General features: G+C 42.9%; 25 protein-coding genes. 18 read left to right on the top strand and 7 right to left on the bottom strand.

Annotation, left to right across the window (positions count from 1 at the left end):
• Positions 1-53: 53 nt before the first annotated feature.
• Genes rnc through ftsY form a run of 5 tightly spaced genes read left to right on the top strand, consistent with a single transcriptional unit; the run spans position 54 to position 7558 of the window.
• Positions 54-755, top strand: a complete 702-nt coding sequence (rnc, locus tag AB4X21_RS07420) for a ribonuclease III (protein ID WP_320910529.1) — start codon at positions 54-56, stop codon at positions 753-755.
• Positions 746-4282: a chromosome segregation protein SMC gene (gene smc, locus AB4X21_RS07415; RefSeq protein WP_369087743.1), complete on the top strand. Its 3537-nt coding sequence runs from the start codon at positions 746-748 to the stop codon at positions 4280-4282. Before rnc ends, smc begins: the two co-directional genes overlap by 10 nt.
• Positions 4272-5078, top strand: coding sequence for a Cof-type HAD-IIB family hydrolase (locus AB4X21_RS07410; protein ID WP_369087742.1), 807 nt, complete (start codon positions 4272-4274; stop codon positions 5076-5078). Before smc ends, AB4X21_RS07410 begins: the two co-directional genes overlap by 11 nt.
• A complete protein-coding gene (locus AB4X21_RS07405) occupies positions 5075-5896 on the top strand; it encodes a Cof-type HAD-IIB family hydrolase (RefSeq protein WP_369087741.1) in 822 nt (273 codons plus the stop codon). The genes AB4X21_RS07410 and AB4X21_RS07405 overlap by 4 nt, the downstream gene beginning before the upstream one ends.
• Positions 5897-7558, top strand: coding sequence for a signal recognition particle-docking protein FtsY (gene ftsY / locus AB4X21_RS07400; RefSeq protein WP_369087740.1), 1662 nt, complete (start codon positions 5897-5899; stop codon positions 7556-7558).
• Between the two features lie 91 nt (positions 7559-7649).
• On the opposite strand, the gene zwf is transcribed toward ftsY, so the two are convergent.
• The 4 genes from zwf to AB4X21_RS07380 all read right to left on the bottom strand — a co-directional run bounded on the left by zwf (position 7650) and on the right by AB4X21_RS07380 (position 11176).
• On the bottom strand, positions 7650-9116 hold the full coding sequence (gene zwf, locus AB4X21_RS07395; protein WP_320910533.1) for a glucose-6-phosphate dehydrogenase: 1467 nt from the start codon (positions 9114-9116) through the stop codon (positions 7650-7652).
• Positions 9117-9309: 193 nt separating this feature from the next.
• The gene (locus AB4X21_RS07390) at positions 9310-10125 is read right to left on the bottom strand and encodes a TIGR03943 family protein (RefSeq protein WP_134974107.1); all 816 of its coding nucleotides are present in this window, start codon (positions 10123-10125) and stop codon (positions 9310-9312) included.
• Positions 10122-11027 (bottom strand): permease, encoded by a 906-nt coding sequence (locus AB4X21_RS07385; RefSeq protein ID WP_003005412.1) that lies wholly within the window; start codon positions 11025-11027, stop codon positions 10122-10124. Before AB4X21_RS07385 ends, AB4X21_RS07390 begins: the two co-directional genes overlap by 4 nt.
• Positions 11027-11176 (bottom strand): SPJ_0845 family protein, encoded by a 150-nt coding sequence (locus tag AB4X21_RS07380; RefSeq protein ID WP_173018942.1) that lies wholly within the window; start codon positions 11174-11176, stop codon positions 11027-11029. Before AB4X21_RS07380 ends, AB4X21_RS07385 begins: the two co-directional genes overlap by 1 nt.
• 178 nt (positions 11177-11354) lie before the next feature.
• Between AB4X21_RS07380 and AB4X21_RS07375 the strand changes: the two genes are divergently transcribed.
• From AB4X21_RS07375 to AB4X21_RS07340, 8 genes are all read left to right on the top strand, one after another.
• Positions 11355-13481 (top strand): Tex family protein, encoded by a 2127-nt coding sequence (locus AB4X21_RS07375; RefSeq protein WP_320910535.1) that lies wholly within the window; start codon positions 11355-11357, stop codon positions 13479-13481.
• Positions 13468-13923 (top strand): SprT family protein, encoded by a 456-nt coding sequence (locus AB4X21_RS07370; protein ID WP_155128064.1) that lies wholly within the window; start codon positions 13468-13470, stop codon positions 13921-13923. The genes AB4X21_RS07375 and AB4X21_RS07370 overlap by 14 nt, the downstream gene beginning before the upstream one ends.
• 74 nt (positions 13924-13997) lie before the next feature.
• Positions 13998-14279 carry a PspC domain-containing protein gene (locus AB4X21_RS07365; RefSeq protein WP_155128067.1) on the top strand — a complete coding sequence of 94 codons (282 nt, stop codon included), beginning with the start codon at positions 13998-14000 and terminating at the stop codon, positions 14277-14279.
• Positions 14280-14291: 12 nt separating this feature from the next.
• Positions 14292-14666, top strand: a complete 375-nt coding sequence (locus AB4X21_RS07360) for a hypothetical protein (protein WP_241672615.1) — start codon at positions 14292-14294, stop codon at positions 14664-14666.
• Positions 14667-14838: 172 nt separating this feature from the next.
• Positions 14839-15771 carry an HPr(Ser) kinase/phosphatase gene (gene hprK, locus AB4X21_RS07355; RefSeq protein ID WP_155128070.1) on the top strand — a complete coding sequence of 311 codons (933 nt, stop codon included), beginning with the start codon at positions 14839-14841 and terminating at the stop codon, positions 15769-15771.
• On the top strand, positions 15768-16550 hold the full coding sequence (lgt, locus tag AB4X21_RS07350; RefSeq protein WP_155128072.1) for a prolipoprotein diacylglyceryl transferase: 783 nt from the start codon (positions 15768-15770) through the stop codon (positions 16548-16550). The genes hprK and lgt overlap by 4 nt, the downstream gene beginning before the upstream one ends.
• Before the next feature lie 3 nt (positions 16551-16553).
• Positions 16554-16937: a DUF948 domain-containing protein gene (locus AB4X21_RS07345; protein ID WP_031573975.1), complete on the top strand. Its 384-nt coding sequence runs from the start codon at positions 16554-16556 to the stop codon at positions 16935-16937.
• Positions 16938-16951: 14 nt separating this feature from the next.
• Entirely contained in the window at positions 16952-17410 is a 459-nt protein-coding gene (locus AB4X21_RS07340; protein WP_155128075.1) for a YtxH domain-containing protein, read from the top strand.
• A gap of 369 nt (positions 17411-17779) precedes the next feature.
• Here the strand turns inward: AB4X21_RS07340 and AB4X21_RS07335 are convergent, their stop codons facing one another.
• Positions 17780-18073 (bottom strand): DUF3270 family protein, encoded by a 294-nt coding sequence (locus AB4X21_RS07335; RefSeq protein ID WP_003002735.1) that lies wholly within the window; start codon positions 18071-18073, stop codon positions 17780-17782.
• A 129-nt stretch (positions 18074-18202) separates the two neighbouring features.
• Between AB4X21_RS07335 and AB4X21_RS07330 the strand changes: the two genes are divergently transcribed.
• Both AB4X21_RS07330 and AB4X21_RS07325 read left to right on the top strand, forming a co-directional pair.
• On the top strand, positions 18203-19132 hold the full coding sequence (locus tag AB4X21_RS07330) for a peptidase U32 family protein (protein ID WP_155128081.1): 930 nt from the start codon (positions 18203-18205) through the stop codon (positions 19130-19132).
• Positions 19133-19227: 95 nt separating this feature from the next.
• Entirely contained in the window at positions 19228-20514 is a 1287-nt protein-coding gene (locus tag AB4X21_RS07325; protein WP_003002878.1) for a U32 family peptidase, read from the top strand.
• 16 nt (positions 20515-20530) lie between these two features.
• Here AB4X21_RS07325 and AB4X21_RS07320 read toward each other — a convergent pair whose 3' ends face one another.
• Positions 20531-20863, bottom strand: a complete 333-nt coding sequence (locus AB4X21_RS07320; protein WP_037607050.1) for a hypothetical protein — start codon at positions 20861-20863, stop codon at positions 20531-20533.
• 90 nt (positions 20864-20953) lie between these two features.
• On the opposite strand from AB4X21_RS07320, the gene AB4X21_RS07315 reads away from it, so the two are divergent.
• From AB4X21_RS07315 to AB4X21_RS07305, 3 genes are all read left to right on the top strand, one after another.
• Positions 20954-21166: a YdbC family protein gene (locus AB4X21_RS07315; protein WP_003002541.1), complete on the top strand. Its 213-nt coding sequence runs from the start codon at positions 20954-20956 to the stop codon at positions 21164-21166.
• Positions 21167-21326: 160 nt separating this feature from the next.
• Complete coding sequence (locus AB4X21_RS07310) at positions 21327-22469, top strand: 5-methyltetrahydropteroyltriglutamate--homocysteine S-methyltransferase (protein WP_151378639.1); 1143 nt, start codon at positions 21327-21329, stop codon at positions 22467-22469.
• 12 nt (positions 22470-22481) lie between these two features.
• Positions 22482-23213, top strand: a complete 732-nt coding sequence (locus AB4X21_RS07305) for a cyclase family protein (RefSeq protein WP_320910538.1) — start codon at positions 22482-22484, stop codon at positions 23211-23213.
• Between the two features lie 493 nt (positions 23214-23706).
• On the opposite strand, the gene AB4X21_RS07300 is transcribed toward AB4X21_RS07305, so the two are convergent.
• Positions 23707-25638 carry a Gamma-glutamyltranspeptidase gene (locus AB4X21_RS07300; protein WP_369087739.1) on the bottom strand — a complete coding sequence of 644 codons (1932 nt, stop codon included), beginning with the start codon at positions 25636-25638 and terminating at the stop codon, positions 23707-23709.
• Positions 25639-25828: the final 190 nt, after the last annotated feature.

Here is a 25828-nt window from a genome sequence, read left to right as displayed (position 1 = left end):
ATTAAAATTTTGGTATACTTAAGAGTATAAATTTATTAGAAAGAAGGCTTCCCATGGAGAAATTACAAGCCCTGTTATCGGAACGGTTTCAGATCGTTTTTTCAGATAGCAGTTTATTAGATACCGCTTTTACGCACACCTCTTATGCCAATGAGCACCGCCTCTTAAAAATTTCACATAACGAACGTTTGGAATTTTTAGGAGACGCTGTTCTTCAATTAGTTATTTCCGAATATTTGTATAAGGAACACCCCAACAGACCGGAGGGAGATTTGTCCAAATTCCGTTCTATGATTGTCCGTGAAGAGAGTTTGGCTGGCTTTTCTCGGGATTGCCAATTTGACCATTTCATCAAACTGGGCAAGGGCGAAGAAAAATCTGGTGGTCGGGACCGTGATACGATTCTTGGAGACTTATTTGAAGCCTTTTTAGGTGCTCTTTTACTGGATCAAGGAGTGGAAGCAGTCAAACGCTTCATCTATCAGGTCATGATTCCAAAGGTTAAAACGGGTCAATTTTCTCAGGTCATTGACTACAAGACCCGCCTGCAAGAACTGTTACAGGTTCACGGAGATGTGGAGATCCAATACCAAGTGGTTAGCGAGTCCGGTCCTGCACATGCGAAAGAGTTTGAAGTAGAAGTGTTCGTGAACGGTCAAACGATGGGACGTGGTCATGGTCGTTCCAAGAAGTTAGCGGAGCAGGAAGCAGCCCGCAATGCAGTTGAAACGAGGTATGATGGCCCATGTATCTAAAAGAGATTGAAATCCAAGGCTTTAAATCCTTTGCGGATAAGACAAAAGTCGTATTTGACAAAGGGGTCACTGCCGTTGTAGGGCCTAATGGATCTGGAAAATCAAATATCACGGAGAGCTTGCGCTGGGCCCTGGGGGAATCCAGTGTCAAGAGTCTACGTGGGGGCAAGATGCCCGATGTCATCTTTGCAGGGACAGAATCGCGTAAACCGCTGAATTATGCCTGTGTCACAGTTGTCTTAGATAACCAGGATGGTTTTATCCAACAGGCAGGGAAAGAAATTCGTGTCGAACGGCATATTTATCGTTCAGGAGACAGTGAGTACAAGATCGATGGTAAGAAAGTACGTCTCAGAGATGTTCATGATTTGTTCATGGATACGGGATTGGGACGTGATTCCTTCTCCATTATCTCCCAAGGTCGGGTAGAGGAGATCTTTAACTCCAAACCGGAAGAACGCCGGGCTATCTTTGAAGAAGCTGCCGGTGTCTTGAAATTTAAGACGCGGCGCAAGGAAACGGAGACTAAGCTTAATCAGACCCAGGAGAATTTGGACCGTCTGGAAGACATCCTCTATGAATTAGAAGGACAGATCCAACCTCTTGAAAAGCAAGCAACGGTCGCTCGCCGTTTCTTGGAATTAGACCAAGAACGGCAGGTTCTCTTGCTGGATGTTTTGGTCGCTCAAGTCGATCTGACAAAAGAGCTCTACGAAAAGGCTGATCAAGAAGAAAAAGCTATTCAAGAACAGTTGGCCTCTTATTACCAACGTCGTCAGGTCTTAGAAGAAGAGAATGTACGCATCAAGAAAGCCCGTCATCAGTTGGATGAGAGCTTAGCTGAGGACCAGGCGAGCTTGCTTGAGGTCACTCGTTTGATCAGTGATTTGGAAAAGCAAATCGAAGTAGCTAAGTTGCAATCGAGTCAAGCGGCCCATAGTCGCAAGGAAAATCTTGAGCGGTTGGATGCTATTTTGGCCCGTCTGGAAGAAGCGAAACAAGAGCTGGCTCAAAAACAAGAGACGCTAGCTGTGCTTCAACAAAGACTGACAGAGAACCGTCAGCAACAAGAAGAGTTGGAAAAAGAATTAGCCAACTACGAAGAAGATCCGGAACAAGTCATTGAGCATCTACGCGAGCAGTATGTCGCGCTCTTGCAGACGGAGGCTGAAAAATCGAATGAGCGGACAGCCATTGAGAGCCGGATCCAGGCACTCCTGCAAGAATCAAGCCATCGTCAAGAGGATTTGACCAAGGCACAAACAAACTTTGAAACTGCCAAGGAAAAAGAAGTCCGACAATTGGAAGAGTTGGATCAGGCCCAAGCGACGGTCAAAGGCCTATTAGCAGAATACCAAGAGCAATTGGTAAAAGTGGAGCAGGCCAAAGCTGCCTACCAAGAGGCTCAAGCGGCCATGTTTGACTTGATGGATGAGAGCAAGAATAAGCGGGCGCGAATCAATAGTTTGGAAGCTATTCAGAAGAACCATAGTAACTTCTATGCAGGCGTCAAGAGTGTCTTACAAGAAGCAGAACGGTTAGGAGGCATCTGTGGGGCTGTTAGTGAGAATTTGAGTTTCTCAAAAGACTACCAGACGGCGCTTGAAATTGCTCTGGGAGCTAGCGACCAACAGATCATTGTCGAGGATGAAAAGGTCGCAACTCGAGCGATCGATTTCTTGAAAAGCAATCGCTTGGGACGGGCAACCTTCCTTCCGCTCACGACGATCAAAGCCCGTCAACTATCCCCTCGGAATCTGGAATTGATTCAAGCAAGTGCAGGATTTCTAGGAATTGCGAGTGACTTAGTGACCTATGAGCATCGTTTTGAACAGATTTTCCAAAACCTGCTTGGAGTAACGGCCATCTTTGACACGACGGAGCATGCGCGTGAGGCGGCTCGTAAAGTCAACTATCAAGTTCGGATGGTGACCTTGGATGGGACCGAATTGCGGACCGGAGGATCGTATGCCGGTGGTGCCAATCGCTCCCAAAATACGGTCTTTGTCAAACCAGAATTGGATAGTTTGAAGCAGGAAATGCAAGCTCTGGATGCTCGTTTGAGAGAAGCTGAGCAGGAGGTCGAGACCAAGGACAATCTGCTCAAGCAGGCGCAAGAATACCTGGCCTCTATTCAAAGCCAAGGTGAACAAGCGCGTCTGGAACAACAGCGGGCCCAATTGGCCTACCAACAAAGCCAAGAGCAGCTGAAAGAAATTCAGGAACTCTTAGAAGCTTTGAAGTCAGAATTGGCAACAGATGCGACCCAATCTCTCCAAGAAGAGCTGGAGTCCCTTACTGAGCAATTGGCAGAAATTGAGCTTCAAAAAGAAAACTTAAATCGCGACATTGAAACCATGAAGTCGGACAAAGATGTCTTGCAACAAAAGATACAAAACTTGCAAGAGCAATTAGCAGAATTGCGACTTCAACAGACGGAATGTAAGAGCCAACAAAGCTATGAGCAAACAGATGCTCGTCGCTTGGAAGAAACGATCTCCCAGTTGGAAGTAGAAGAGCATCAGTTGCAATTGCTGATTGAACAAGGCGAGGCTCAAGTTCAGACAGTGGATGTGGAGCAGCTAGCCAATCAATTGATGCAGGCCCAAGCCAAGAAAACGGACTTGGAACAAGGAGTCATTCGGAAACGCTTTGAGCTGGATGATTTGGAAGGCCAGGCCGAAGATGTTGCAGAACAGATGGAACAAACTCGCAAGAAAAACGAAGAGTGGATTCGTCAACAAGCCAAGGCTGAAGCGACACGTGAAAAGCATGCGGATCGTTTGAACAAGCTCTTAACGCAAATTACCGATGAATTCATGCAAAGCTTTGACCAAGCCAAAGAGCAGGCCAAACCTGTTGAAAATCTTGCAGCAGCTGAAAACCAGCTCAAGAGCATCGAAAAAGATATTAAGGCACTTGGTCCAGTCAATGTGGATGCGATTGAGCAGTATGACGAGGTGAAGGGGCGCTTTGATTTCCTTTCAAGCCAGCGGGAGGATGTCTTGGCTGCGAAAAACATGCTTCTGTCTACTATCAACGACATGAATGACGAAGTCAAGGAACGCTTTAAATCAACTTTTGAAGCCATTCGTGAATCCTTTAAAGTCACTTTCCGTCAAATGTTCGGTGGGGGTTCTGCTGATTTGATTCTGACAGAGCCAGATCTTCTGACAGCTGGTGTTGAGATTTCTGTGCAGCCACCTGGTAAAAAGATCCAATCCTTAAACCTCATGAGTGGTGGAGAAAAGGCCTTGTCTGCCTTGGCTCTCTTGTTCTCGATTATTCGTGTCAAGACCATTCCATTTGTCATTCTGGATGAGGTAGAGGCTGCCCTAGATGAGGCCAATGTCAAGCGCTTTGGGGATTATTTGAACCGCTTTGATAAGGAAAGCCAATTTATTGTCGTGACACACCGGAAGGGAACCATGTCGGCTGCTGATTCCATCTATGGTGTGACCATGCAAGAATCTGGGGTTTCTAAAATCGTCTCAGTAAAATTGAAAGACTTAGAAAATGAAGAATAATGATATTAAATTGATCGCTACGGATATGGATGGAACCTTTCTAAATGACCAACATCAGTACGATCAAGACCTTTTACGCAAGGTATTAGCAAGCTGCAAAGAAAAAGGCATCTATTTTGCTGCTGCAAGTGGCCGTGCCCTTCTTTCTCTCAAATCCCTCTTTAAAGGATTTGAGGACCAGATGATTTTCATTGCTGAAAATGGTAGTGTGGTAGAATTTCATGGAGAAGATCTCTACGAAGCGACCATGTCCAAAGACTTTTATTTGAGTGTTTTTGAAGCTTTGAAATCCTCCCCTTATGCAGACCCTAATAAACTGCTTTTGACTGGGAAAAAAGGAAGCTATGTCTTAGAAACAGTAGATCCCGACTATCTGGCCTTGAGTCAAAACTACAATGAAAATATTCAAAAAGTGAAAAGCCTAGCGGATATTCAGGATGAAATTTTCAAATTGACCACCAACTTTGATGCAGCTCTTGTGCTTGAAGGTGAGCAATGGGTCACTGAGAATATCCCCGGTGTCAAAGCGATGACGACAGGTTTTGAATCGATTGATATTGTCCTCGATTATGTCGATAAGGGAGTGGCCATTACCGCCTTAGTGGATAAACTAGGGATCTCGATGGATCAGGTGATGGCTTTTGGAGATAACCTAAATGACCTCCATATGATGCAAGTCGTGGGCCATCCTGTAGCGCCAGAAAATGCACGTCCTGAAATCTTAGCGATTGCTGAAAAAGTCATCGGCCACCATGCGACGGGTTCTGTCCTCCGCTACATGGAGGAAATTGTATGAGTCAGATTTCCTTGATTGCGCTGGATTTAGATGGGACCCTTCTCAATTCAGAAAAAAAGATCTCCCCTCGCAATAGAGCGACCCTCGGCGCTGCACAGGCCCAAGGTGTCAAGGTGGTTCTAACCACTGGTCGCCCCTTGAAAGCCATGGATTTTCTTTTGGAAGAATTGGGAACAGCAGGCCTCAAAGAAGAGTATACGATTACCTTCAACGGTGGTCTAGTGCAGCGAAATAATGGAGAAATCCTCTCAAAAGTTGTCTTGGCACCAGAAGATGTCGCAACCATTCATGATGAAACCGCCCGTCTAGGCCTTCCGCTGGATGCTATCAGTGAGGGAACGGTTTATGAGATTCATGCAGAACGAAAGTCTCTCTATTCCCTTTACAATCCCTACCTGAACTTTATTGAGACAGATTTAAAAGACCTACCATCCACGATTTCCTACAACAAGTGTGTGACAGCTGTCGATCAAGACTTTTTAGATGTAGCGATAAAGCAGATCAAGCCAGAGTTATTTCAAGACTATGAAATTTTTAAATCTCGGGAAATGTTGCTGGAATGGTGCCCTAAAAATGTTCACAAGGCGACAGGTTTAGAGGCACTGGCAGCTATTTTGGGTCTTAAGGCAGATCAAGTCATGGCCTGTGGAGATGAAGCCAATGACCTGTCTATGATCCAGTGGGCTGGACTGGGGGTTGCCATGGGCAATGCGATTCCAGCAGTGAAGGAAGTTGCAGCGCTTGTGGCCCCTGTGACCAATGACCAGGATGCCGTCGCATGGGCAATTGAAAATTATGTGCTAAAGGAGAGTGAATAAATGGGATTATTTGATCGTTTATTTGGAAAAAAAGAAGAAACTGAAAAAGTACTTCCGTCTTCTGAAGAAGTGACGGACAGTACGAAGGTTGAAGAAACTGTCAAAGAGGAGCCGGCGGCTACCTTAAATGACAAGGAAGAGCAAAAAATCGCTGATATGGAGGCTTACTACCAAGAGCTTAAAGCGCGAATTGCAGCCACTCATCAACCTGTTTTAACCGTCGCTCAAGAAGAGCCGGCAGAGGAACCTCTTGTAGAAGAAAAAGTGACATCAGAGACTAATGAAGACCAAGTACCAGTAGAGGAGTCTCCAGTGGTCTTTGAACCTGCTCAAACAGAAGCAAGTCCTGAAGAAGTTTCACCACTAGCTGATGACACGGAGGAGACTAAGCCTCTTGAAGAAGTGAAAATGGAAGCGGAAGAAACTGAAAATGGTGAGGAAGCAGATGGGGCTAACGGTTCAGAAATGGAAGAAGAGTTACCAATTGCTTCTCCATCATCTGAAGCTGAGCTAGTAGAAGGGAGCACGACAGAAGAGGAGGTTCTAGAACTAGTAGAAGCTCAGGATGAGGTCCCAGAACCTGAAGTATCAGAAGAGATCGCTCAAGTGGAGGAAACTTCAGAAGTAGCAGAAGCCGAGTCCAGACTTCCTCAAGGAGAAGCAGCATCAGCAGTTGAAGAAAGAACTGTTGAAGAGGCAGAAGAGCCAATTCCAGACGAGGTTGAGTCAGAGCAAGAAACCATTCAGGAAAAATACGATCGTAGCTTGAAAAAGACACGGACTGGATTTGGAGCACGTCTCAATGCCTTCTTTGCTAATTTCCGTTCAGTTGATGAAGAATTCTTTGAAGAATTGGAAGAACTCTTGATCATGAGTGACGTTGGGGTTCAAGTGGCCTCTAATTTAACCGAAGAGTTGCGTTATGAAGCCCGTTTGGAAAATGCCAAAAAACCAGATGCTCTCAAGCGCGTGATCATCGAAAAATTAGTGGACTTGTATGAAAAGGATGGCCAATTTAATGAAGCCATTCGTTTTCAAGATGGTCTCACGGTCATGCTCTTTGTTGGGGTCAATGGAGTTGGTAAAACAACCTCTATCGGGAAGTTAGCCCACCGCTACAAACAAGAAGGCAAGAAAGTCATGTTGGTTGCAGCAGATACTTTCCGTGCAGGAGCAGTGGCTCAACTGGCAGAATGGGGACGCCGCGTAGATGTTCCAGTTGTAACAGGTCCTGAAAAATCAGATCCTGCTAGCGTCGTCTTTGATGGAATGGAACGCGCGATCGCTGAAAACATCGATGTTCTGATGATTGATACAGCTGGTCGTCTGCAAAACAAGGACAACCTCATGGCAGAGCTTGAAAAAATCGGCCGGATTATCAAGCGTGTGGTACCTGATGCACCGCATGAAACCATACTGGCCCTTGATGCATCAACCGGTCAAAATGCCTTGGTGCAAGCAAAAGAATTTTCAAAAATTACACCTGTGACAGGAATTGTATTGACCAAGATCGATGGAACAGCTCGAGGTGGGGTCGTCCTTGCGATCCGTGAAGAGTTGGACATTCCAGTGAAGTTGATTGGATTCGGAGAAAAGATTGATGATATCGGACCATTCCACTCAGAAAACTTCATGAGAGGTCTCTTGGAAGGCTTGATTTAAGAGTCAAATAGAAAAAGACAAATTGTTGGAAGAACAATTTGTCTTTTTGTTTCCTTGCGCTATCAAAAAAACCACCCGAAGGTGGCCTTCCTTAATTCTTAGGTTCAGGTTTCCAAACCCACTCGGTTCCGTAGTCTGCAAGGAGATCATCGGATGCAGTTGGTCCCATGGATCCTGACTTGTATTCATAGAGCGGTGCTCCATTTTCGGCCCATAGTTTTTCAATCCGGTCAATCAATTGCCATGAAGCACGGACTTCGTGCCAGTGGCTGTAATTGGTTGAGTCATTGTTTAAAACGTCGAAAATTAATTTTTCATAAGGCTCTGGTGAAGCCCCAGTTGCGGTCGCATCTGTTTCGTAGTCAAAGGAAATCGGTGCGATACTGAATTTTTCTCCGACCTCTTTTCCGTTGATGCTCAATGAGAAACCTTCGTTTGGTTGGATATAAATGGTCAAGACATTTGGTTGCAAACTATGTCCAAAGATGGAATCGGTTTGCTTGAAGACCACATTGACCATGGTTCCTTTTTGGGTCAAGCGTTTTCCGGTACGGAAGAAGAAAGGCACACCGCGGAAGCGCTCACTATCAACAAAGAACGCACCAGAAGCATAGGTCTCCGTAGTAGATTCAGGGTCGACATTGGGCTCACTGCGATAAGAGATATCTTTTTTCCCTTCGATCGTACCTGAATGGTATTGACCACGGATAAAGAATTTCTTTAATTCGTCATCTGTTGGATTGTGCAATTGCTCAAAAACTTTAACCTTTTCTGCCCGAATCGCATCCTTAGTAAAGGTAGCTGGTTTATCCATGGCAAGCAATGACAAAAGCTGAAGGGTATGATTTTGCACCATGTCCCGAAGGGCCCCTGAGTGATCATAGTAGCCACCGCGTTCTTCAACCCCCAAGCGTTCAGCAAAGGTAATTTGGATATTGTCAATAAAATCTCGGTTCCAAAGATTATCAAAAATAAGATTTCCAAAACGAATGGCAAAGATATTTTGGATCATTTCTTTTCCAAGATAATGGTCGATCCGGAAGATTTGTTCTTCATCAAAGGTTTCTTCCAATTCCTTGTTGAGCTGACTAGCCGTTTCTAGGTCTGTACCAAAAGGTTTTTCAACGATCAGGCGCTCAAAACCTTGTCCATCTACAATCCCTTCTGATTTTAGGTGTTTAGCAATGGTTCCAAAAAATTGAGGAGCCATGGACAAGAAGAAGACCTTGTTGTGTTCCGTTTGGTATTTTTCATCCAAGCTGTTTTGCAATTCGCGCAGGGCGATGTAATGTTCGGTATCATTGACATCGTGGCTTTGGTAGTAGAAATGACTAGCGAATTCTTGAGCTTGTTGAGGGCTATCTGCCAGATCTGTGATGGATTCTACCACGACTGATTCAAAGTATTCCTTGCTCCATGGTCTGCGGGCTGTTCCGATAACCGCAAAGTTTTCAGATAGATTTCCTGATTTATAGAGTCTAAAAAGGGATGGGTAGAGTTTGCGCTTAGCTAAATCTCCACTGGCCCCGAAAATGGTTACAATAACTTTTGAAGACATTTAAGTACCTATTTCCTATTTTATTAACCATATTTTACCATAAAATCTACAAGATTTCTTTGATGGAATCGTTGTTCCGAATATTTTCCGCTTGGATTAGAGGATTTGAGAGGAAAGCATAGAAAAAGCTAGAATCAATGTGGATTCTAGCTTGAACGGTTACAAGGTGTTTGGATCTACAACAGAAGCTCCATCAGAATACGCGGTAGACATAAGGATTATCCGGTTTCGTAATGGTCTGGCAATCGCTAATGTGGAGGACAGGCAAGCTTTGTTTGAGCTGCTTGTGGTATTCAATGGACAAGGTTCCTTTCGCATGGATCCAAGTATTGTTTTCGAAATGCTGCGGAGCACCTGTCGTTAAGAGACCGTAGACTCCGGAATCTGCGATACAGTGGATGATCCCAAAGCGAAAGAGGAATTGGCTGTCCTTGTTATTGGGGTCATTGTATACAAAACCGGTCAGCTCGATCGTCTTTCCTGCAAATTGGTCAGGATAATCATAAATCACTTCCATGACTTCCATGTAATTCTCAGTGGTCACCTGGATCACTTTTTTATCAACATATTTTTTTGCCGCCTGCTTCATTTCTGACTCATAGGCTGACTTGGTAAAATAGCTACTAGTATCTGGTTTGAGATACTGGGTAGTTGTTCCTTCGTCCTGCTGGATTTCCTTGGAAGAACCAGCAGCAACCGGGAAGTGGTAGCCTTTGGCAGAGACTGTTTGGGAATCCAGTGTCACTGTAGGGAAAAATAGCCCGACAAATAAAGGAATACAGAGCAAGAAAATACTCGCCACTTTTGCCCAGAAGCTAGAGAGATGACTGTGGATCTTCATCTGCTTGACCCAGATGATCAGCTGCACAAGAGCTAAAACAAAGGACAAGAACATGGAAATATAAGCCAAGTAAGAATAGTGTAAGTTGATGTATTGATTGAGCTTACCAGATAATTGCAGGTACATAGTGAGCTCAAAATAGCCAGCTAATATCAAGAAACGAATCATAGCACTACCCCCACAAACCAAGCATAAAGGAGCACAACTCCACTCACAATCCCGATAAATTGCCAGATGAAACGGGTCTTGAGATAATTTTTCATCATGAGGAGATTTTTGACATCAAGCATAGGCCCAATCACCAGAAAGGCAAGAACAGGCGCTACTCCAAAACTTGTTAGAAGAGAGGATCCAACAAAGGCGTCCGCCTCGCTACAAAGTGAGAGGAGAAAGGACAAGACCATGAGAAGGAGAATAGCAATAACCGGTGTCGCACTGATCGAAGTGAGGATCCGTGTTGGGACATAGACTTGGACGAGGCTGGCAAAGAGGCAACCAAATACCAGGTAACGTCCCGTATCAAAGAATTCATCAATGGCTTGCACCAAGACTTGGAAGAGCTTCTGACCTTTGCTCAAGTTCCTAAAATCATGTTCATGTACAGCCTTACGATGTTCTTTTTGGATCGAATCTGTTTGAATAAAACCAAGAAAGATCCCTAGCACCGTTGCGACCAGTAGGGAACCAAGGGCTCGGTAGAGGGCCATCTTGACAGAATTCCCAAAGGCTGAGTAGGTCGCAAAGAGAACGATGGGATTGATGACAGGTGCTGTCACCAAAAAGGGGACAGCAGTATAACTTGGGACTTTCTTTTCTAGAAAGCGATTGATAATGGGAACAATCCCACATTCACAGGAAGGAAAGATAAAGCCGATAAATGTCCCAAAGAAGATCCGCCCAAATTTATTCTTGGGAAGAAAGCGGTAGACCCTCTCGGGGGTGATATAGACCTCAATAATCCCTGAAATGATACTTCCGATTAGGACAAACGGTAGGGCTTCGATAATAATCGAGAGAAAAATAGCCCCAGCCTGCAAGACGCTAGAGGGAAGGTGTTGAAAGAATGTCATTACTTAGCCTTCTTTGATTCTTTAGTTGTAGCAGTTTCTGCCTTCTTTTTCTCTTCAGGAAATTCTACTTTCTTTTCTACATCCGGAAAACTCGCAAAATTTTCAAACATTTTATCAAGATCATCTGTTTTTGAGAATTTAATAGCCATTGTTAGGCCTCCTTTTTATTTTCTTTCATTATAACAAAAAGGAAAGAGCAAGGGGGAAATGGAGTATAAAAGGAAAGATCAATAGGGTCAAAATTATTCTATGGAAAATCCCTGAAACAGAGACCAGAACAGGCGATCTCACCCCTTGATGGTAGCAAAATATGCTATAATAGAAGCTATGGATAAATATGAAAAAATAGCCCAAGAATTGGGTGTTAGCTTAAAACAAATCGATACCGTATTGAGTCTGACCGCAGAAGGCTCAACCATTCCCTTCATTGCCCGCTATCGAAAAGATATGACGGGAAATTTAGATGAAGTAGCGATCAAGGCCATTATTGACCGTGACAAATCCTTAACGGTTCTGGCCGAACGAAAGGAAACCGTCCTTGCTAAGATTGAGGAACAAGGCAAACTGACAGAGGCGCTCAAGCAGGCTATTGAAGCTGCTGAAAAATTAGCGGATGTCGAAGAGCTCTATCTCCCTTATAAGGAAAAACGGCGGACCAAGGCGACGATTGCCCGAGAAGCAGGACTTTTCCCCTTGGCACGTCTCATTTTGCAAAATAGTCCAGACTTGGAAGCAGAGTCTCAGAAATTTACCTGTGAGGCCTTCCCAACTGAAACTGCGGCTTTAGCTGGTGCAGTGGATATTCTGGTAGAAGCTATTTCAGAGGATACCCAATTACGGGCCCTCACCTATCAAGAAATTCATGGGCATTCCCTCATGACGTCAACCTTGAAGGATGAAAGCTTAGATCCTAAGAGAACCTTTGAAATCTACTATGATTTTTCTGAGAAGATCAAGAATATGCAAGGCTACCGGACTCTAGCTCTCAATCGTGGGGAAAAATTGGGCGTTCTCAAAGTCGGATTCGACCACCAACTGGATCGAATCATTCGTATTTTTGAGGCTCGTTTTAAAACTAAAAATGCCTATGTCGATGAGGTTATTCAACAAGCGGTTAAGAAAAAAATCGTTCCTGCGATTGAACGTCGGATTCGGACAGAGTTGACGGAGGTGGCAGAAGACGGGGCCATTCAATTGTTCTCTGAAAATCTACGGAATCTATTGCTCATTCCTCCATTAAAAGGGCGCGTGGTTCTTGGATTTGACCCAGCCTTTCGGACTGGTGCTAAACTAGCCGTTGTCGATGAGACAGGAAAGATGCTTGCCACCCAGGTCATCTATCCAATTGCTCCTGCAAAACCAGCTCAGATCGAGCAGGCTAAAAAGGAACTGTATTCCTTGATCAAGGAGTTCGGAGTAGAAATTATTGCGATTGGAAATGGAACAGCCAGCCGTGAAAGTGAGGCCTTTGTCGCAGAGGTGCTTCATGACCATCCAGGAGTTCGCTATGTTATTGTCAATGAAAGCGGAGCCTCTGTCTACTCAGCTAGTGAGTTGGCCCGTCATGAGTTCCCAGAGCTAACCGTTGAAAAACGCTCGGCCATCTCCATTGCCCGCCGCTTGCAAGATCCGCTAGCAGAATTGGTGAAAATCGATGCCAAATCCATCGGTGTGGGTCAATACCAGCACGATGTCAATCAGAAAAAACTGACAGAAAGCTTGGATTTCGTGGTAGATACTGTCGTCAACCAAGTTGGGGTCAATATCAATACGGCTAGTCCCTCTCTCTTAGCGCATGTAGCAGGACTCAATAAAACTATCTCTGAAAACATCGTGAAATACCGGGAAGAAGAAGGAATGATTCTTTCACGAGCACAGATTAAAAAAGTCCCTCGCCTCGGTGCCAAGGCTTTCGAGCAGGCTGCTGGATTCTTACGCATCCCTGAAAGTAAAAACATCTTGGACAATACCGGCGTTCACCCTGAAAGTTACAAGGAAGTTGGAAAACTTTTTCAGCTTCTTGAAATTACCGAACTCGATGCATCCGCTCAGGAAAAATTAAAAGCTGTGAACATAAAGGAGATGTCTACTCAGCTGGATCTGGGACCAGAAACCCTGAAAGATATCATTGCGGATCTTCTAAAACCAGGTCGCGATTTGCGGGATTCCTTTGATGCACCCGTGCTCCGTCAGGATGTCTTGGATATTAAAGACCTGCATATTGGCCAAAAATTAGAAGGGGTTGTGCGCAATGTGGTTGACTTTGGAGCCTTTGTCGATATTGGCATTCACGAAGATGGCTTGATTCATATCTCCCATATGAGTAAGCAGTTTATTAAGCATCCAAGCCAGGTCGTCTCAGTAGGTGATTTGGTAACCGTTTGGGTGAAGAAGATTGATGTGGAACGCGAAAAAGTCAATCTCAGTTTGGTAGCTCCGAATGAATCTGACTGAGTATGTACGCCAAGTATCCCTAGAAGATTTTGGGAGAGAATTCCGTCATCGGGCAGAGTGGAATTCACGTCTTCAAACCACTGGGGGTCGTTTCTTTCCCAAGGATCGACACCTTGATTTCAACCCGAAAATATACCAAGCTTTTGGGTTAGAGGTCTTTCGCAAAATCGTCCGCCACGAGCTCTGCCATTACCATCTTTACGATCAAGGTAAAGGCTATCGCCACAAAGATCTAGACTTTAAGCAACTCCTCCAGCAAGTGGACGGTCTTCGTTTCACACCTCCTCTACCAGATAGAACTGGGCGAGTCAAGCGGATCTATCTCTATCAATGTCCCCATTGTGGCCAAGAGTATAGACGAAAGCGAAAAATCGATCTGAAGAAATATGCCTGCGGTCGCTGTCGCAGCCGCCTGCAATTTCTTGAAATGAGACAAGAGTAAGAATCGGTCTTTAGGCGGATCTCTTTCCAGTTCGACTCTGCTAAAATAGGTCTAACTAGAAAGAGGAAAATCAAATGACAGCATCATTTTACAAATTAAAACGACATCGCCTGGTTTCAGGTGTGCTAGCTGGCTTAGCTGATAAATTTGGTCTGAGTGTAACTCTCCTACGCTTCTTGTTTATTCTTTTCACGGTTTCTCATGCCTTTATCGGTGTGATTATCTACTTACTGTTAGATACGACCTTACCTTATAAGGACGAGGAGGAGCAGGAAATGTTTGATTATGGCTCTCGACCTCGTCGAAGAAAAGAGGCTGAACCCATCCATGATCAGAATGATAGTCCGTTCTTCTAAAAGGAGATTTGAGTGAAGCAGAAGTTCTATTCCCTTGCTTTTATTCTATATCTCTTCTTCAGTTTTATAGGACAGTTTTTCATTTTAAATCGTTTTTTTGGTGAAGGAGTTGGAACAGTTTTGATCGGAATGCTCCTTTTTCCACTGGGCATTTGGAATAGTCTCTTCTACCTCTTGTTTCTGCCAACAGAAATGGCTAGAAAGCCTCAAATTTATCGGTTTTCGATTTTATTTCTGCCGGTTTTGTATCTGATTTTCTCCTTATTGGGTGGAGGACCTACCGCTTTTATGCTTGGCTTGATCGCATTTCCTTCAAATGCGGTGGTCTATGCGTTCTCTACCGGAATCAAATCTATGATCAAAGATTTCTTGCATGGCGAAGGCTAGAGCATTCTTCATATGTTCCCATCATTTTCTAGAGGTTGGAGACCTTTGTCTTGGCCTCTTTTTGCTTGCCTTAAAAAGGAGTTGAAAATGGATCTTTCAAATGACACTTCAGGCTCTCGTCTGAAGAGAAAATCTGCTATAATAGAGAGAGAATTTGAAAAGGGAGAATGATATGGCAGTTACTGTTCGCGATCTACAGGAAAAGCTTCGTCTAACGGTTGTTTATGGGGATGATAGCCTCTTAAGCAAGGAAATTACGACTGCGGACATTTCACGTCCAGGTCTTGAAATGACGGGCTATTTCGACTATTACACACCTGAGCGGATTCAGCTTGTAGGAATGAAAGAATGGTCCTACCTGGTGAAGATGAGCTCTCACAACCGTCATCAGGTCCTGCGCAAGATGTTCCAGCCAGAGACACCTGTCATCATTGTCGCGAGGAATTTAGAAATTCCAGAAGAAATGTTGCGAGCTGCTGAAGAGAAGCAACTAGCCATTTTGAAGAGCAATGTTGCAACGAGTCGTTTATCTGGAGAACTTTCTAGCTATTTGGATAGTCGCCTAGCAGAACGTACGAGTGTACACGGTGTCTTGATGGATATTTATGGGATGGGTGTCTTGATCCAAGGAGATAGCGGAATCGGGAAAAGCGAGACAGGTCTGGAACTTGTCAAGCGGGGTCACCGCCTCGTAGCAGATGACCGAGTTGATATCTATGCGAGAGACGAGATGACCCTTTGGGGAGAGCCAGCTGAAATCCTACGCCACTTACTAGAGATCCGTGGTGTCGGGATTATCGATGTCATGAGTCTTTACGGTGCGAGTGCTGTCAAGGATTCTTCACAAGTCCAAATCGCCGTTTACTTGGAAAATTATGCTAAGGATCAGGTTTATGATCGTCTTGGTAATAATGCAGAAGAGTTGGAAATCGGTGGAGTGACCATTCCTCGTATACGCATCCCTGTGAAGACTGGTCGGAACATTTCGGTCGTGATTGAAGCCGCAGCTATGAATGTTCGGGCCAAAGAAATGGGCTATGATGCTACCAAAACTTTTGAAGAACGTTTGTCCCAGTTGATTAGTCAAAATGAGGTGAAGGAATGAATCCAGTAGCCCTTAAATTAGGTCCGATCAGTATTCGTTGGTATGCAATTTGTATTGTCTCTGGCTTGATTCTAGCCGTTTATCTTTCCATGAAAGAAGCGCCCCGTAAGAAAATTGATCCAGATGATATCATTGATTTCATTTTGATTGCCTTTCCGCTTGCGATTGTGGGAGCTAGAATCTATTACGTTATTTTCGAATGGGGCTATTATAGCCAGCATCTTGGTGAGATTTTCGCCATCTGGAACGGAGGAATTGCGATTTATGGTGGCCTCTTGACAGGTGCTCTTGTCCTCTATCTATTCTCTCGTAGACGTTTGATTGAACCGATCGACTTTTTAGATATTGCGGCCCCAAGCGTCATGATTGCACAGAGTATTGGTCGCTGGGGAAACTTCTTTAACCAGGAAGCTTATGGAGCTGCTGTCAAAAGTCTCAACTACCTCCCCTCTTTTATTCGAGACCAAATGTATATAGATGGCAGTTACCGTCAGCCAACCTTCTTATATGAATCCAGTTGGAATCTGCTAGGTTTTCTCTTGATCTTGATTCTTCGTAGGAAGCCCCAATTTTTGCGACAAGGTGAGATCACAGCCTTTTACCTTATCTGGTATGGTTTTGGTCGGATGATCATCGAAGGAATGCGGACAGATAGCTTGATGTTTGCGGGCTTACGTGTTTCCCAGTGGTTGTCTATGATCCTAATTCTAGTTGGACTTGCCATCATTCTTTACCAACGTCGCAAAAAAGCCCCTTATTATGTAGAAGCAAAGGAGTAACATATGTTTATTGAAATTGCCTACGGCCTCTTAGGCCTTGCCTTAGTAGCGCTTGTCATTTATATGATTTTTTTCCTCTCAAAGATTGGAAAAGTTGTAGATGAGACGCAAAAAACGATCCAAGTTTTGACATCAGATGTCAATGTCACCTTGCATCAGACCAATGATCTATTGGCAAAAGTCAATGTTTTAACGGATGATTTGAATCAAAAAGTTGCAACGATTGACCCACTCTTTACAGCAGTGGCGGATCTTTCAGAGTCTGTTTCAGATTTGAATGATCAAGCCCGTCAATTAGGTTCCAAAGCTGTATCAGCTGGTGGAAAAACAGTGAAAGCCTCTATCGGATTAAAAGCGATTAAGATGGCTTCAAAATTATTTAAATAGAATCGAGGAAGAATATGGGACGTTTATCTAGTTTATTAATTGGTGTGATTTCAGGTGCTTCAGCAGCCTACTATTTATCAACTGAGCAAGGAAAGAAAGTCACTAAAAAAGTGGTGCGCTTCGTAAAAGATTATCAAGAAGATCCTCAAGAAGTACATGAATCGGTGAAACAAACTGCTAAGGATGTTTCAAAACAAGCAGCAGAAGTGATCCAACAAACCAAAGAAAAAGTTGGTTCTGGAGAAATTACGACAGGTACTGTTTTAGAGTCAGTCAAAGAAAAGACGCAAGATGTGGTTGAAAAATCTCAAGAAGTCTATCACTCATTTAAGGATAAACTTCAAAAAGAAAATCTAAGTGGCAATGACTTGGTTCAATCCATTCGCAAACAAACAGAATCAGAAGACATCGTGTTAGAGTTGGATGAAAAAGATTCTGAAGAAGCAACTGAAGAAGAAACAAAAGAAGTATAAAAATGAGGCTCAGTGAGCCTCATTTCAGATTGAAGACAAAATCATCTTAGAAACTTTCCTTAAGTGAGTACGGACGTCAGCGAACTTCAAAGAAGTTCCATGACTTAGTTTTGAACCTAAAGTTTCAAAACTCCCGAGTGCCTGAAACAATTATGTTTCAGGCACTTTTCTCACGGCGGAAAGTTTCGATAGATGATTGAATAACTTTAACTCATAAAAAGTTTTTATTCTTATAGAATTTCTGGGAAGTCTTTGAATTATCAAACACCATACCATCTTTTTCTGAGTTACATGAAAAGTCTAACTTAATTTGACAACCTAGGAATTAAAAAAATTCGAGTAAATAAAAAAATCAGGCGAACCTGATTTTTATTTTTTTCGTTTATTGTAGTAAATTCGGAACCCTTGAATACTAGCAAAGCTAGAACCAATCGCTAAAGCAAACGCAAAGAAGGTATTCATTTTTGTTGCTAAAAAGACAAAACTAAATACAACCGTCAACACACAGAAAATAGCGATATTTAAAAAATATAGCAATTCACTTAATTGAGGTGCGGGTTCAACTTCAGGAGCATAGTCCTGAATAGGGGTTTCTTGGGTTTGTTTGGTTAATTCGATATAATCGAATTCTTCTTCATAGTGTCTTAAATTTCTTACGGGCATTTTCTCTCTCCTAACAGTACTCTATTATTCTATCATGAATTCAGGTATATAAATGTTACAAAAATGTTACAAATTTTACAAAATGAATAAATTTTTCTAGAATATCGGAATTTTTGTTATAATGGTTCTATGAAAAATATTATTATTACAGCAACAGCAGAGAGTGTTGAGCAAGCGAAAGCCCTGATTGATGCAGGGGTTGACCGAATCTATGTCGGTGAAAAAGATTACGGATTACGATTGCCTCAAACTTTAAGCTATGACGAAATAAATCGAATTGCCCAACTGGTCCATGCTGCTGGCAAAGAATTGACAGTAGCTGTAAATGCACTGATGCACCAATCGATGATGGATTCAATCAAGCCTTTCCTAGATTTTCTAAAGGAAATTCAGGCTGATTATATTACTGTCGGAGATGCGGGCGTTTTTTATGTCTTGAAACGAGATGGCTATCCATTCAAAACCATCTACGATGCATCAACCATGGTCACTTCTAGCCGCCAGATCAATTTCTGGGGAAAACAAGCAGGAGCTTCTGAAGCTGTTTTGGCTCGTGAGATTCCATCTGCCGAATTATTCGTAATGGCTGAGAATCTTCAAATTCCTGCAGAAGTCTTGGTCTATGGCGCTAGCATTATTCACCATTCGAAACGACCTCTTCTTCAGAACTATTACAACTTCATCAAGACAGAGGACTCTGTGACTAAAGATCGCGATCTGTTCTTAGCAGAACCAGGAGATCCAAATTCTCATTATTCGGTCTACGAAGACAAACATGGAACCCATATCTTCTCAAATAATGACTTGAATATGATGACCAAATTGTCTGAGTTGGTAGAACATGGCTTTGATCATTGGAAACTCGATGGTGTCTACTGTCCGGGTGAAAACTTTGTCAAGATTACAGAGTACTTTGTCAAGGCCCGTGATTTGATTCAAAATGGAACATTTACACAGGATCAGGCCTATCTGTTTGATGAAGAAATCCGCAAATTGCATCCAGCCAATCGTGGTTTGGATACTGGTTTCTATGATTATGAACCAGATCGTGTAAAATAATAAAAAAACTAGGGCTTCTTCGTTTGTGAGTTTTCCTTTTTCAGGGAACGAAGAGGCTATTCATCATATCGACAATCTTGTAAATTGGAGAAAACATGACAAATACAAAAAAACGTCCAGAGGTTTTGGTACCTGCTGGAACTTTGGAAAAATTGAAAGTCGCTGTAAATTACGGCGCAGATGCTGTTTTCGTTGGTGGACAAGCCTATGGTTTGCGTAGCCGTGCTGGAAACTTCACCATGGATGAGCTTCGTGAAGGTATCGAATATGCTCATGCACGTGGCGTTGATGTTCACGTGGCTTCAAACATGGTAACCCATGAAGGAAATGAACAAGGGGCTGGTGAGTGGTTCCGTGAATTGCGGGATATGGGCCTTGATGCCGTGATCGTCTCAGACCCGGCCTTGATTGAAATCTGTGCAACCTATGCACCTGGGCTCAATATTCACTTGTCTACGCAAGCTTCTGCAACCAATGTGGAGACCTTCCATTTCTGGAAAGAATATGGCTTGACTCGTGTCGTCTTGGCCCGCGAGGTATCCATGGAAGAGTTGGCAGAGATCCGTAAGCGTACCGATCTTGAGATCGAAGCCTTCGTTCATGGAGCCATGTGTATTTCTTATTCCGGACGTTGTACCCTTTCTAACCACATGTCTGACCGGGATGCAAACCGTGGTGGTTGTTCTCAATCTTGTCGTTGGAAATACGATCTCTACGATATGCCATTTGGCCAAGAACGCAAGAGTATCAAAGGACAAGTCCCAGAAGAATACTCTATGTCAGCCGTGGACATGTGTATGATCGAAAATATTCCAGACATGATTGACAATGGAGTTGATAGCTTGAAGATCGAAGGTCGGATGAAATCTGTCCATTACGTATCAACAGTAGCCAACTGTTACAAGGCAGCTTGTGATGCCTATATGGAAAGTCCAGAAGCCTTTTATGCCATCAAGGATGATTTGATCAATGAATTGTGGAAAGTCGCTCAACGTGAATTAGCAACTGGATTCTACTACCAAACACCGACTGAAAATGAACAATTGTTTGGGGCACGTCGTAAGATTCCTCAATACAAATTTGTAGGAGAAGTGGTGGACTTTGATCCATCTACCATGACAGCGACGATTCGCCAACGGAATGTCATCAATGAAGGCGATCAAGTGGAATTCTACGGACCAGGCTTCCGTCATTTTGAATGCCAGATCCAAGACTTGCATGATAAGGATGGAGTGAAGATTGATCGCGCACCAAATCCGATGGAGCTTCTCACGATCACGGTTCCACAAGAAGTCAAGCCAGGAGATATGATTCGTTCTTGCCAGGAAGGTTTAATCAATCTCTACTCAAAAGATGGGGCAAGTAAAACTGTTCGAGTATAACAAAAAAAAGAGAGGGTTAAACCTCTCCTTTTTGTTGGGCGATGCGAATATTATTGGGGACCAAACTGATTTTCTGGATCTCAGAAATCCGAATAATCGTGGACATACTCTTTTTAAAATTTTTCACGATCAGTTGTCGGCGTTCCTGGTCATACTTGACAATGTCGCCTGTAAAACTCTTATTTGAAAAAATAACATGTACCCCTTGTTTTTTTCGCAATGCTTGTTGAATGATTTCAATAATTCTCTCATCTTCTAATGGGGCAGGGGTACTGATTTTTCCATTGAAAAACTCATTTGCTCGGTCTTTAACGATCTCGAGAAATTTTTTCATAGCTAAATTCTCCATAACTTGATACAATATATTATAGATAATTTCAACGATTTTGTAAATGATTTACGAATATTAGAGATGAGAAGGCAAGAAAGGAGTCGTGAAATGGCAGAATTTTCATTCCAAATCGAAGAACATTTGCTGGTCTTGTCAGAAAATGACAAGGGTTGGACCAAAGAATTGAACCGTGTGAGTTTTAATGGTGCTCCTGCTAAGTATGATATCCGGACCTGGAGTCCCGACCATACAAAGATGGGAAAAGGCATTACACTCACGAACGAAGAGTTCCAAGTCATGCTCGATGCATTTAAAAATTAAGGAAAGGGGTCCTTCAAGGACTTCTTTTTTGTTATAGTCTAAAACTATATAGATATCAAAGATATTAGATTATCCGAAACCCTTGTTTATCAAGTGTTAGACTGCTATAATGGTTGCATTGATGAATTAATGTAAAATTTATAGGAAAGAGGAATTCATATTGACACATACACATGCACCTTATCGCGTAGACCATGTTGGTTCATTTCTTCGTCCAGCCGATTTGGTTCAAGCTCGTGAAGATTTCGCAGCTGGAAAAATCAGCCAGGCTGACTTAACAAAAGTAGAAGATCAGGCGATTCGTGACCTCGTTGAAAAAGAAATTGCTGCTGGTCTGCAGTCAGTAACAGATGGAGAATTCCGCCGTGCTTATTGGCATTTGGATTTCTTCTGGGGCTTTGGTGGCATTGATCACGTTCAAGCTGCTCAAGGCTATCAATTCCATGATGAAACAACCAAGGCGGACTCAGCACTCGTCGTTGGAAAAATCACAGGAGCCAATCATCCATTTGTAGAGCATTACAAGTTCTTGCGGGATCTTGTAGCAGATGTAGATGGTGTAGAAGCTAAATATACTATCCCAGCACCTGCGCAGTTCTATTTTGAATTGATCCGTGATGCAGAACATGTAGAACAATTGAATACCATCTATCCAGATTTTGCGGCTGTTCGTGAAGACATCAAGCAAGCCTATCTTCAAGTGATTCAAGATTTGTATGATGCAGGACTTCGGACCCTTCAAGTAGATGATTGTACGTGGGGTGTGTTGGTAGACGATAATTTCTTGACGGCTTGGGGAGCTGCTCAAGGCAAGTCAAAAGATGAGATTCGCCGGGAACTCGCTGATCTCTTCTTGACCTTTAACAACGATGTCTACCAAAATGTTCCAGCTGGTTTAACCGTCAATACGCACGTTTGTCGTGGGAACTTCCATTCCACTTGGGCTTCATCAGGTGGCTATGCGCCGATTGCCAAAGAACTCCTTGGAGAAGAAGACGTCAATGCTTACTTCCTAGAGTTTGATACCGATCGAGCTGGTGGTTTTGAACCACTTGCAGAAGTAACCCCTGGTAAAGGAGTGGTATTAGGCCTCTTGACATCTAAGAGTGGTCAATTGGAGAACAAGGACGAAGTGATTGCTCGTATTAAAGAAGCGAGTCAGTATGTACCGTTGGAAAATCTTTACCTGTCTACTCAGTGTGGCTTTGCTTCGACAGAAGAAGGAAACATTTTGACAGAAGAAGACCAATGGAAAAAAATCGGTTTGATTAAGGAAATTGTCGCTGAAGTTTGGGGCGAATAAGGAGGAAGAAACATGTCAGATTTACTAAGTATTTATAAAGAATTGCAAGCTAAAAAATGGGTGGACTTGAGTCACCAAATCAATGCGGAAAGTCCACACTTCCCAGCCCTTCCTGCCTTGCAACAAGAAGATCTTTTCACATTAAAAGATGGTTTCCATGTTCAAAAATTTACAGTGGTTGGTCAATACGGAACGCATATTGATGCACCGATTCACTTTGTAGAAGGGGGTCGTTGGTTGGATGAGATTGACCTCAAAGATCTCCTCTTGCCACTTTATGTTATCGACAAGTCTAAAGAAGTTGCTGCCAATCCAAACTTTGTCTTGAGCAAACAAGATATCTTAGACTTTGAGGCAGAGCATGGGCAAATTGCTGAGGGTGCTTTTGTTGCCTTCCGTAGTGATTGGTCAAAACGTTGGCCAGATCAAGATGCTATGCGCAATCTTGATGAAAATGGGGTTCAACAAAGTCCAGGATGGAGCCGTGAAGCCTTGGAATTCTTGATTCATGAACGCCATGTTAAGGCTGTGGGTCATGAAACCTTTGATACCGATGCAGGTATTCCAGCAGCAGAGCATGGCTTGGTCAATGAATACTACCTCTTGGAACAAAATATCTACCAAGTTGAAGTCTTGAACCAATTGGACCAAGTTCCAGCTGTAGGTGCTTTGATTTCGATTGCTTTCCCTCACTGGGACAAGGCAACTGGTTCACCTGTCCGTGCTATTGCCATCTTACCATAAACAAAGAAAAAAGCTTGAAGACAGACGTTACATTTGGACGTTTGTCTTTTTGTATTTTCGAAACTATTTTCGTTATCATCTGATATTTCATCCAAAAACCTGATTTAGCGAAAATAAAAAGGGATATTCGCTAAGCATTTCGCCAATATTTTGAGATGTAGACGAACCGATGTAAGCCAAATCCTTATAGGGCTTACACAAAGAAAAGAGAGTGGGACAGAAATCGGTAATTCGTTAGAATTCGATTTCGTCGTCCCACCTCCGCACAGTTGAGTAGGGCTGTAAAAGCTGATGAAATCAGCGTAGTAGAGCCCACTCAACCACTGCGTCTTGCTCGACAATCCAAAAATAATTGAGAGGCTAGGACTTTTGTCCCAGCCTCTTTTTATCAATCAGAGAGAGCCAAAAGGTTCTCTCTTTGTTAGTTGAACTATTTGTTAAGATGCATTGAAAATCTATTTCGTTAGAAAATTGACTATTTTTAATTAATAAATTATTGACGAGTCAATTTCCATTTGATTCCAACAGCACCTGCTAAGACAAGAATTCCTGAGAAGACGAGTCCAGATGCAACAACTTCACCTGTATTAGGAAGAAGTGTTTTGTGACCTCCACCATTGTTTTCACCATTGGAAGCTGGCGCACTTGGTGTCGTTGTAGTACCAGAATGTTCAGGTTTATTTGGATTTTCGGGTGTAGTCTTAGGTTCTACAGTAGTAGTTGTTGTATCTTCTTCACTACTATTGTGGTTTTCTGGTTCTTCTGGTGTTGTAGTCGCTTCGGTAGTCTTAGGTTCATCGGTAGTTGTTACCGTAGTCTTAGGCTCTTCAGAAGTAGTCGTAGGTTCATCAGTAGTTGCTACCGTAGTCTTAGGCTCATCAGTTGTAGTTGTGGGCTCTTGAGTCGTAGTAGTTGTAGTTGTGGTCTCTTGAGTAGTAGTAGTTGTGGTTGTAGGCTCTTGAGTCGTAGTGGTTGTGGTTGTAGGCTCTTGAGTCGTAGTGGTTGTGGTTGTAGGCTCTTGAGTCGTAGTGGTTGTGGTTGTAGGCTCTTGAGTCGTAGTGGTTGTGGTAGTTGGCTCTTGAGTCGTAGTAGTTGAGGTAGTTTGCTCTTGAGTCGTAGTAGTTGTAGTTGTAGGCTCTTGAGTCGTTGTGGTTGTAGTTGTGGTCTCTTGAGTCGTAGTAGTTGTGGTAGTCTGCTCTTGAGTTGTAGTAGTTGTAGTTGTAGGCTCTTGAGTCGTAGTAGTTGTAGTTGTAGGCTCTTGAGTCGTTGTGGTTGTAGTCTGCTCTTGAGTAGTAGTAGTTGTAGTTGTAGGCTCTTGAGTCGTTGTGGTTGTAGTCTGCTCTTGAGTCGTTGTGGTTGTAGTCTGCTCTTGAGTTGTAGTAGTTATAGTTGTAGGCTCTTGAGTCGTAGTGGTAGTTGTAGTTGTTGATGTCTTATCACCATCCACACCACCGTTTGCATTAATATTTGCAACAGATGCATTTACTTCCTTGGCAACAACGGCTTGCTCACCTTTAACGTGATACCATACTTTAGTATTGTTCAAGAAATTTTTTTGATTTTCATTCTCTACTTTAGTCTGGTAAAAGATCAGGACACCAGTCTTATTGATTTCGTTTTGAGGAATAGTAACCGTAATTTTTCCTGCTGCATCAATTGTGAAAGTTGCTCCAGGAAAGTCTGCTAAGAAATCATCGATAGCAGTTGAGCCACCGTAATATCCTGGTTTGTTACCTGTAGTAGTAATACTAAAACTATCTTTTACAAGTGAATGACCACCTTGGATGACATCTTCAACACGAACATCACCATCTACATCTAATTTCATAGCATTAATGGTTAGTGTCCAAAGAATATGTTCAGGATCATTCGCGTGCATATCACCCGCTTTGAGATAGAATGGAGCGCTGTTAACACCAGTAGCCATTTTCTTAACGTTTAATTCTACTGTTCTAGCTCCACTAATAATAGTGAATTTCCCAACATGCTCCTTATCGGTTGCTGTATTGTTATGACCTTCAATCTCAAACTCACCCCAACCTCGAATGTTTTGAAGGTTTTTGATGCCTTCATTGAAAGTAACTGTCGCAGATCCATCTGTAATGACCATGTCTCCAACGTAAGTTCCGTCGATGCTTAGGGGAATAGTCTTTTTAAATCCGACACCATAGACTGTTCCAGAACTAGTCCAATTAACTTTTAAGGTATCTCCTGGTTGAATTTTTTGAGCATGCTCATCAAATGTAAACTTAACGGTTGTTTGTCCACCATCTGTGATTTCTTCGGACGAAACAGTTAGTGAGCTAATATTGTTGCTGACATCTCCAGCTTTTACCATATCAGATTGCGACAATACGATGAATAATAGTGGTAAAAATACGATAAAGAAGACTTTGACAAGTCTACTTAGATTCATTTTTTTCATTCTCTTCTCCCAATTTGTCTCCAATTATTCAATCTATTTGTATGTCGTTTTAAAAGGACTTACAAATAGATGTATAATTTATAGGCTGTTTTTTCAGGACAACCAATAAAAATTCACCTCCTACTAGTCTAAACTCGAAAAGACACCCTGTAAAGTGAATTATATCACAAATTAGTACAGTTTTAAATAT

The organism is Streptococcus sp. CP1998, assembly GCF_041026655.1.
Taxonomy (GTDB): Bacteria; Bacillota; Bacilli; order Lactobacillales; family Streptococcaceae; genus Streptococcus; species Streptococcus dentalis.
This window is presented reverse-complemented; position numbering and strand designations above follow the sequence as displayed.

What these genes read in the sequence shown, in the direction of transcription:
- rnc (WP_320910529.1), top strand. Translation starts at nt 54, where the DNA reads ATGGAGAAATTACAAGCCCTGTTATCGGAACGGTTTCAGATCGTTTTT.
- smc (WP_369087743.1), top strand. Translation starts at nt 746, where the DNA reads ATGTATCTAAAAGAGATTGAAATCCAAGGCTTTAAATCCTTTGCGGAT.
- AB4X21_RS07410 (WP_369087742.1), top strand. Translation starts at nt 4,272, where the DNA reads ATGAAGAATAATGATATTAAATTGATCGCTACGGATATGGATGGAACC.
- AB4X21_RS07405 (WP_369087741.1), top strand. Translation starts at nt 5,075, where the DNA reads ATGAGTCAGATTTCCTTGATTGCGCTGGATTTAGATGGGACCCTTCTC.
- ftsY (WP_369087740.1), top strand. Translation starts at nt 5,897, where the DNA reads ATGGGATTATTTGATCGTTTATTTGGAAAAAAAGAAGAAACTGAAAAA.
- zwf (WP_320910533.1), bottom strand. Translation starts at nt 9,116, where the DNA reads ATGTCTTCAAAAGTTATTGTAACCATTTTCGGGGCCAGTGGAGATTTA.
- AB4X21_RS07390 (WP_134974107.1), bottom strand. Translation starts at nt 10,125, where the DNA reads ATGATTCGTTTCTTGATATTAGCTGGCTATTTTGAGCTCACTATGTAC.
- AB4X21_RS07385 (WP_003005412.1), bottom strand. Translation starts at nt 11,027, where the DNA reads ATGACATTCTTTCAACACCTTCCCTCTAGCGTCTTGCAGGCTGGGGCT.
- AB4X21_RS07380 (WP_173018942.1), bottom strand. Translation starts at nt 11,176, where the DNA reads ATGGCTATTAAATTCTCAAAAACAGATGATCTTGATAAAATGTTTGAA.
- AB4X21_RS07375 (WP_320910535.1), top strand. Translation starts at nt 11,355, where the DNA reads ATGGATAAATATGAAAAAATAGCCCAAGAATTGGGTGTTAGCTTAAAA.
- AB4X21_RS07370 (WP_155128064.1), top strand. Translation starts at nt 13,468, where the DNA reads ATGAATCTGACTGAGTATGTACGCCAAGTATCCCTAGAAGATTTTGGG.
- AB4X21_RS07365 (WP_155128067.1), top strand. Translation starts at nt 13,998, where the DNA reads ATGACAGCATCATTTTACAAATTAAAACGACATCGCCTGGTTTCAGGT.
- hprK (WP_155128070.1), top strand. Translation starts at nt 14,839, where the DNA reads ATGGCAGTTACTGTTCGCGATCTACAGGAAAAGCTTCGTCTAACGGTT.
- lgt (WP_155128072.1), top strand. Translation starts at nt 15,768, where the DNA reads ATGAATCCAGTAGCCCTTAAATTAGGTCCGATCAGTATTCGTTGGTAT.
- AB4X21_RS07345 (WP_031573975.1), top strand. Translation starts at nt 16,554, where the DNA reads ATGTTTATTGAAATTGCCTACGGCCTCTTAGGCCTTGCCTTAGTAGCG.
- AB4X21_RS07340 (WP_155128075.1), top strand. Translation starts at nt 16,952, where the DNA reads ATGGGACGTTTATCTAGTTTATTAATTGGTGTGATTTCAGGTGCTTCA.
- AB4X21_RS07335 (WP_003002735.1), bottom strand. Translation starts at nt 18,073, where the DNA reads ATGCCCGTAAGAAATTTAAGACACTATGAAGAAGAATTCGATTATATC.
- AB4X21_RS07330 (WP_155128081.1), top strand. Translation starts at nt 18,203, where the DNA reads ATGAAAAATATTATTATTACAGCAACAGCAGAGAGTGTTGAGCAAGCG.
- AB4X21_RS07325 (WP_003002878.1), top strand. Translation starts at nt 19,228, where the DNA reads ATGACAAATACAAAAAAACGTCCAGAGGTTTTGGTACCTGCTGGAACT.
- AB4X21_RS07320 (WP_037607050.1), bottom strand. Translation starts at nt 20,863, where the DNA reads ATGGAGAATTTAGCTATGAAAAAATTTCTCGAGATCGTTAAAGACCGA.
- AB4X21_RS07315 (WP_003002541.1), top strand. Translation starts at nt 20,954, where the DNA reads ATGGCAGAATTTTCATTCCAAATCGAAGAACATTTGCTGGTCTTGTCA.
- AB4X21_RS07305 (WP_320910538.1), top strand. Translation starts at nt 22,482, where the DNA reads ATGTCAGATTTACTAAGTATTTATAAAGAATTGCAAGCTAAAAAATGG.
- AB4X21_RS07300 (WP_369087739.1), bottom strand. Translation starts at nt 25,638, where the DNA reads ATGAAAAAAATGAATCTAAGTAGACTTGTCAAAGTCTTCTTTATCGTA.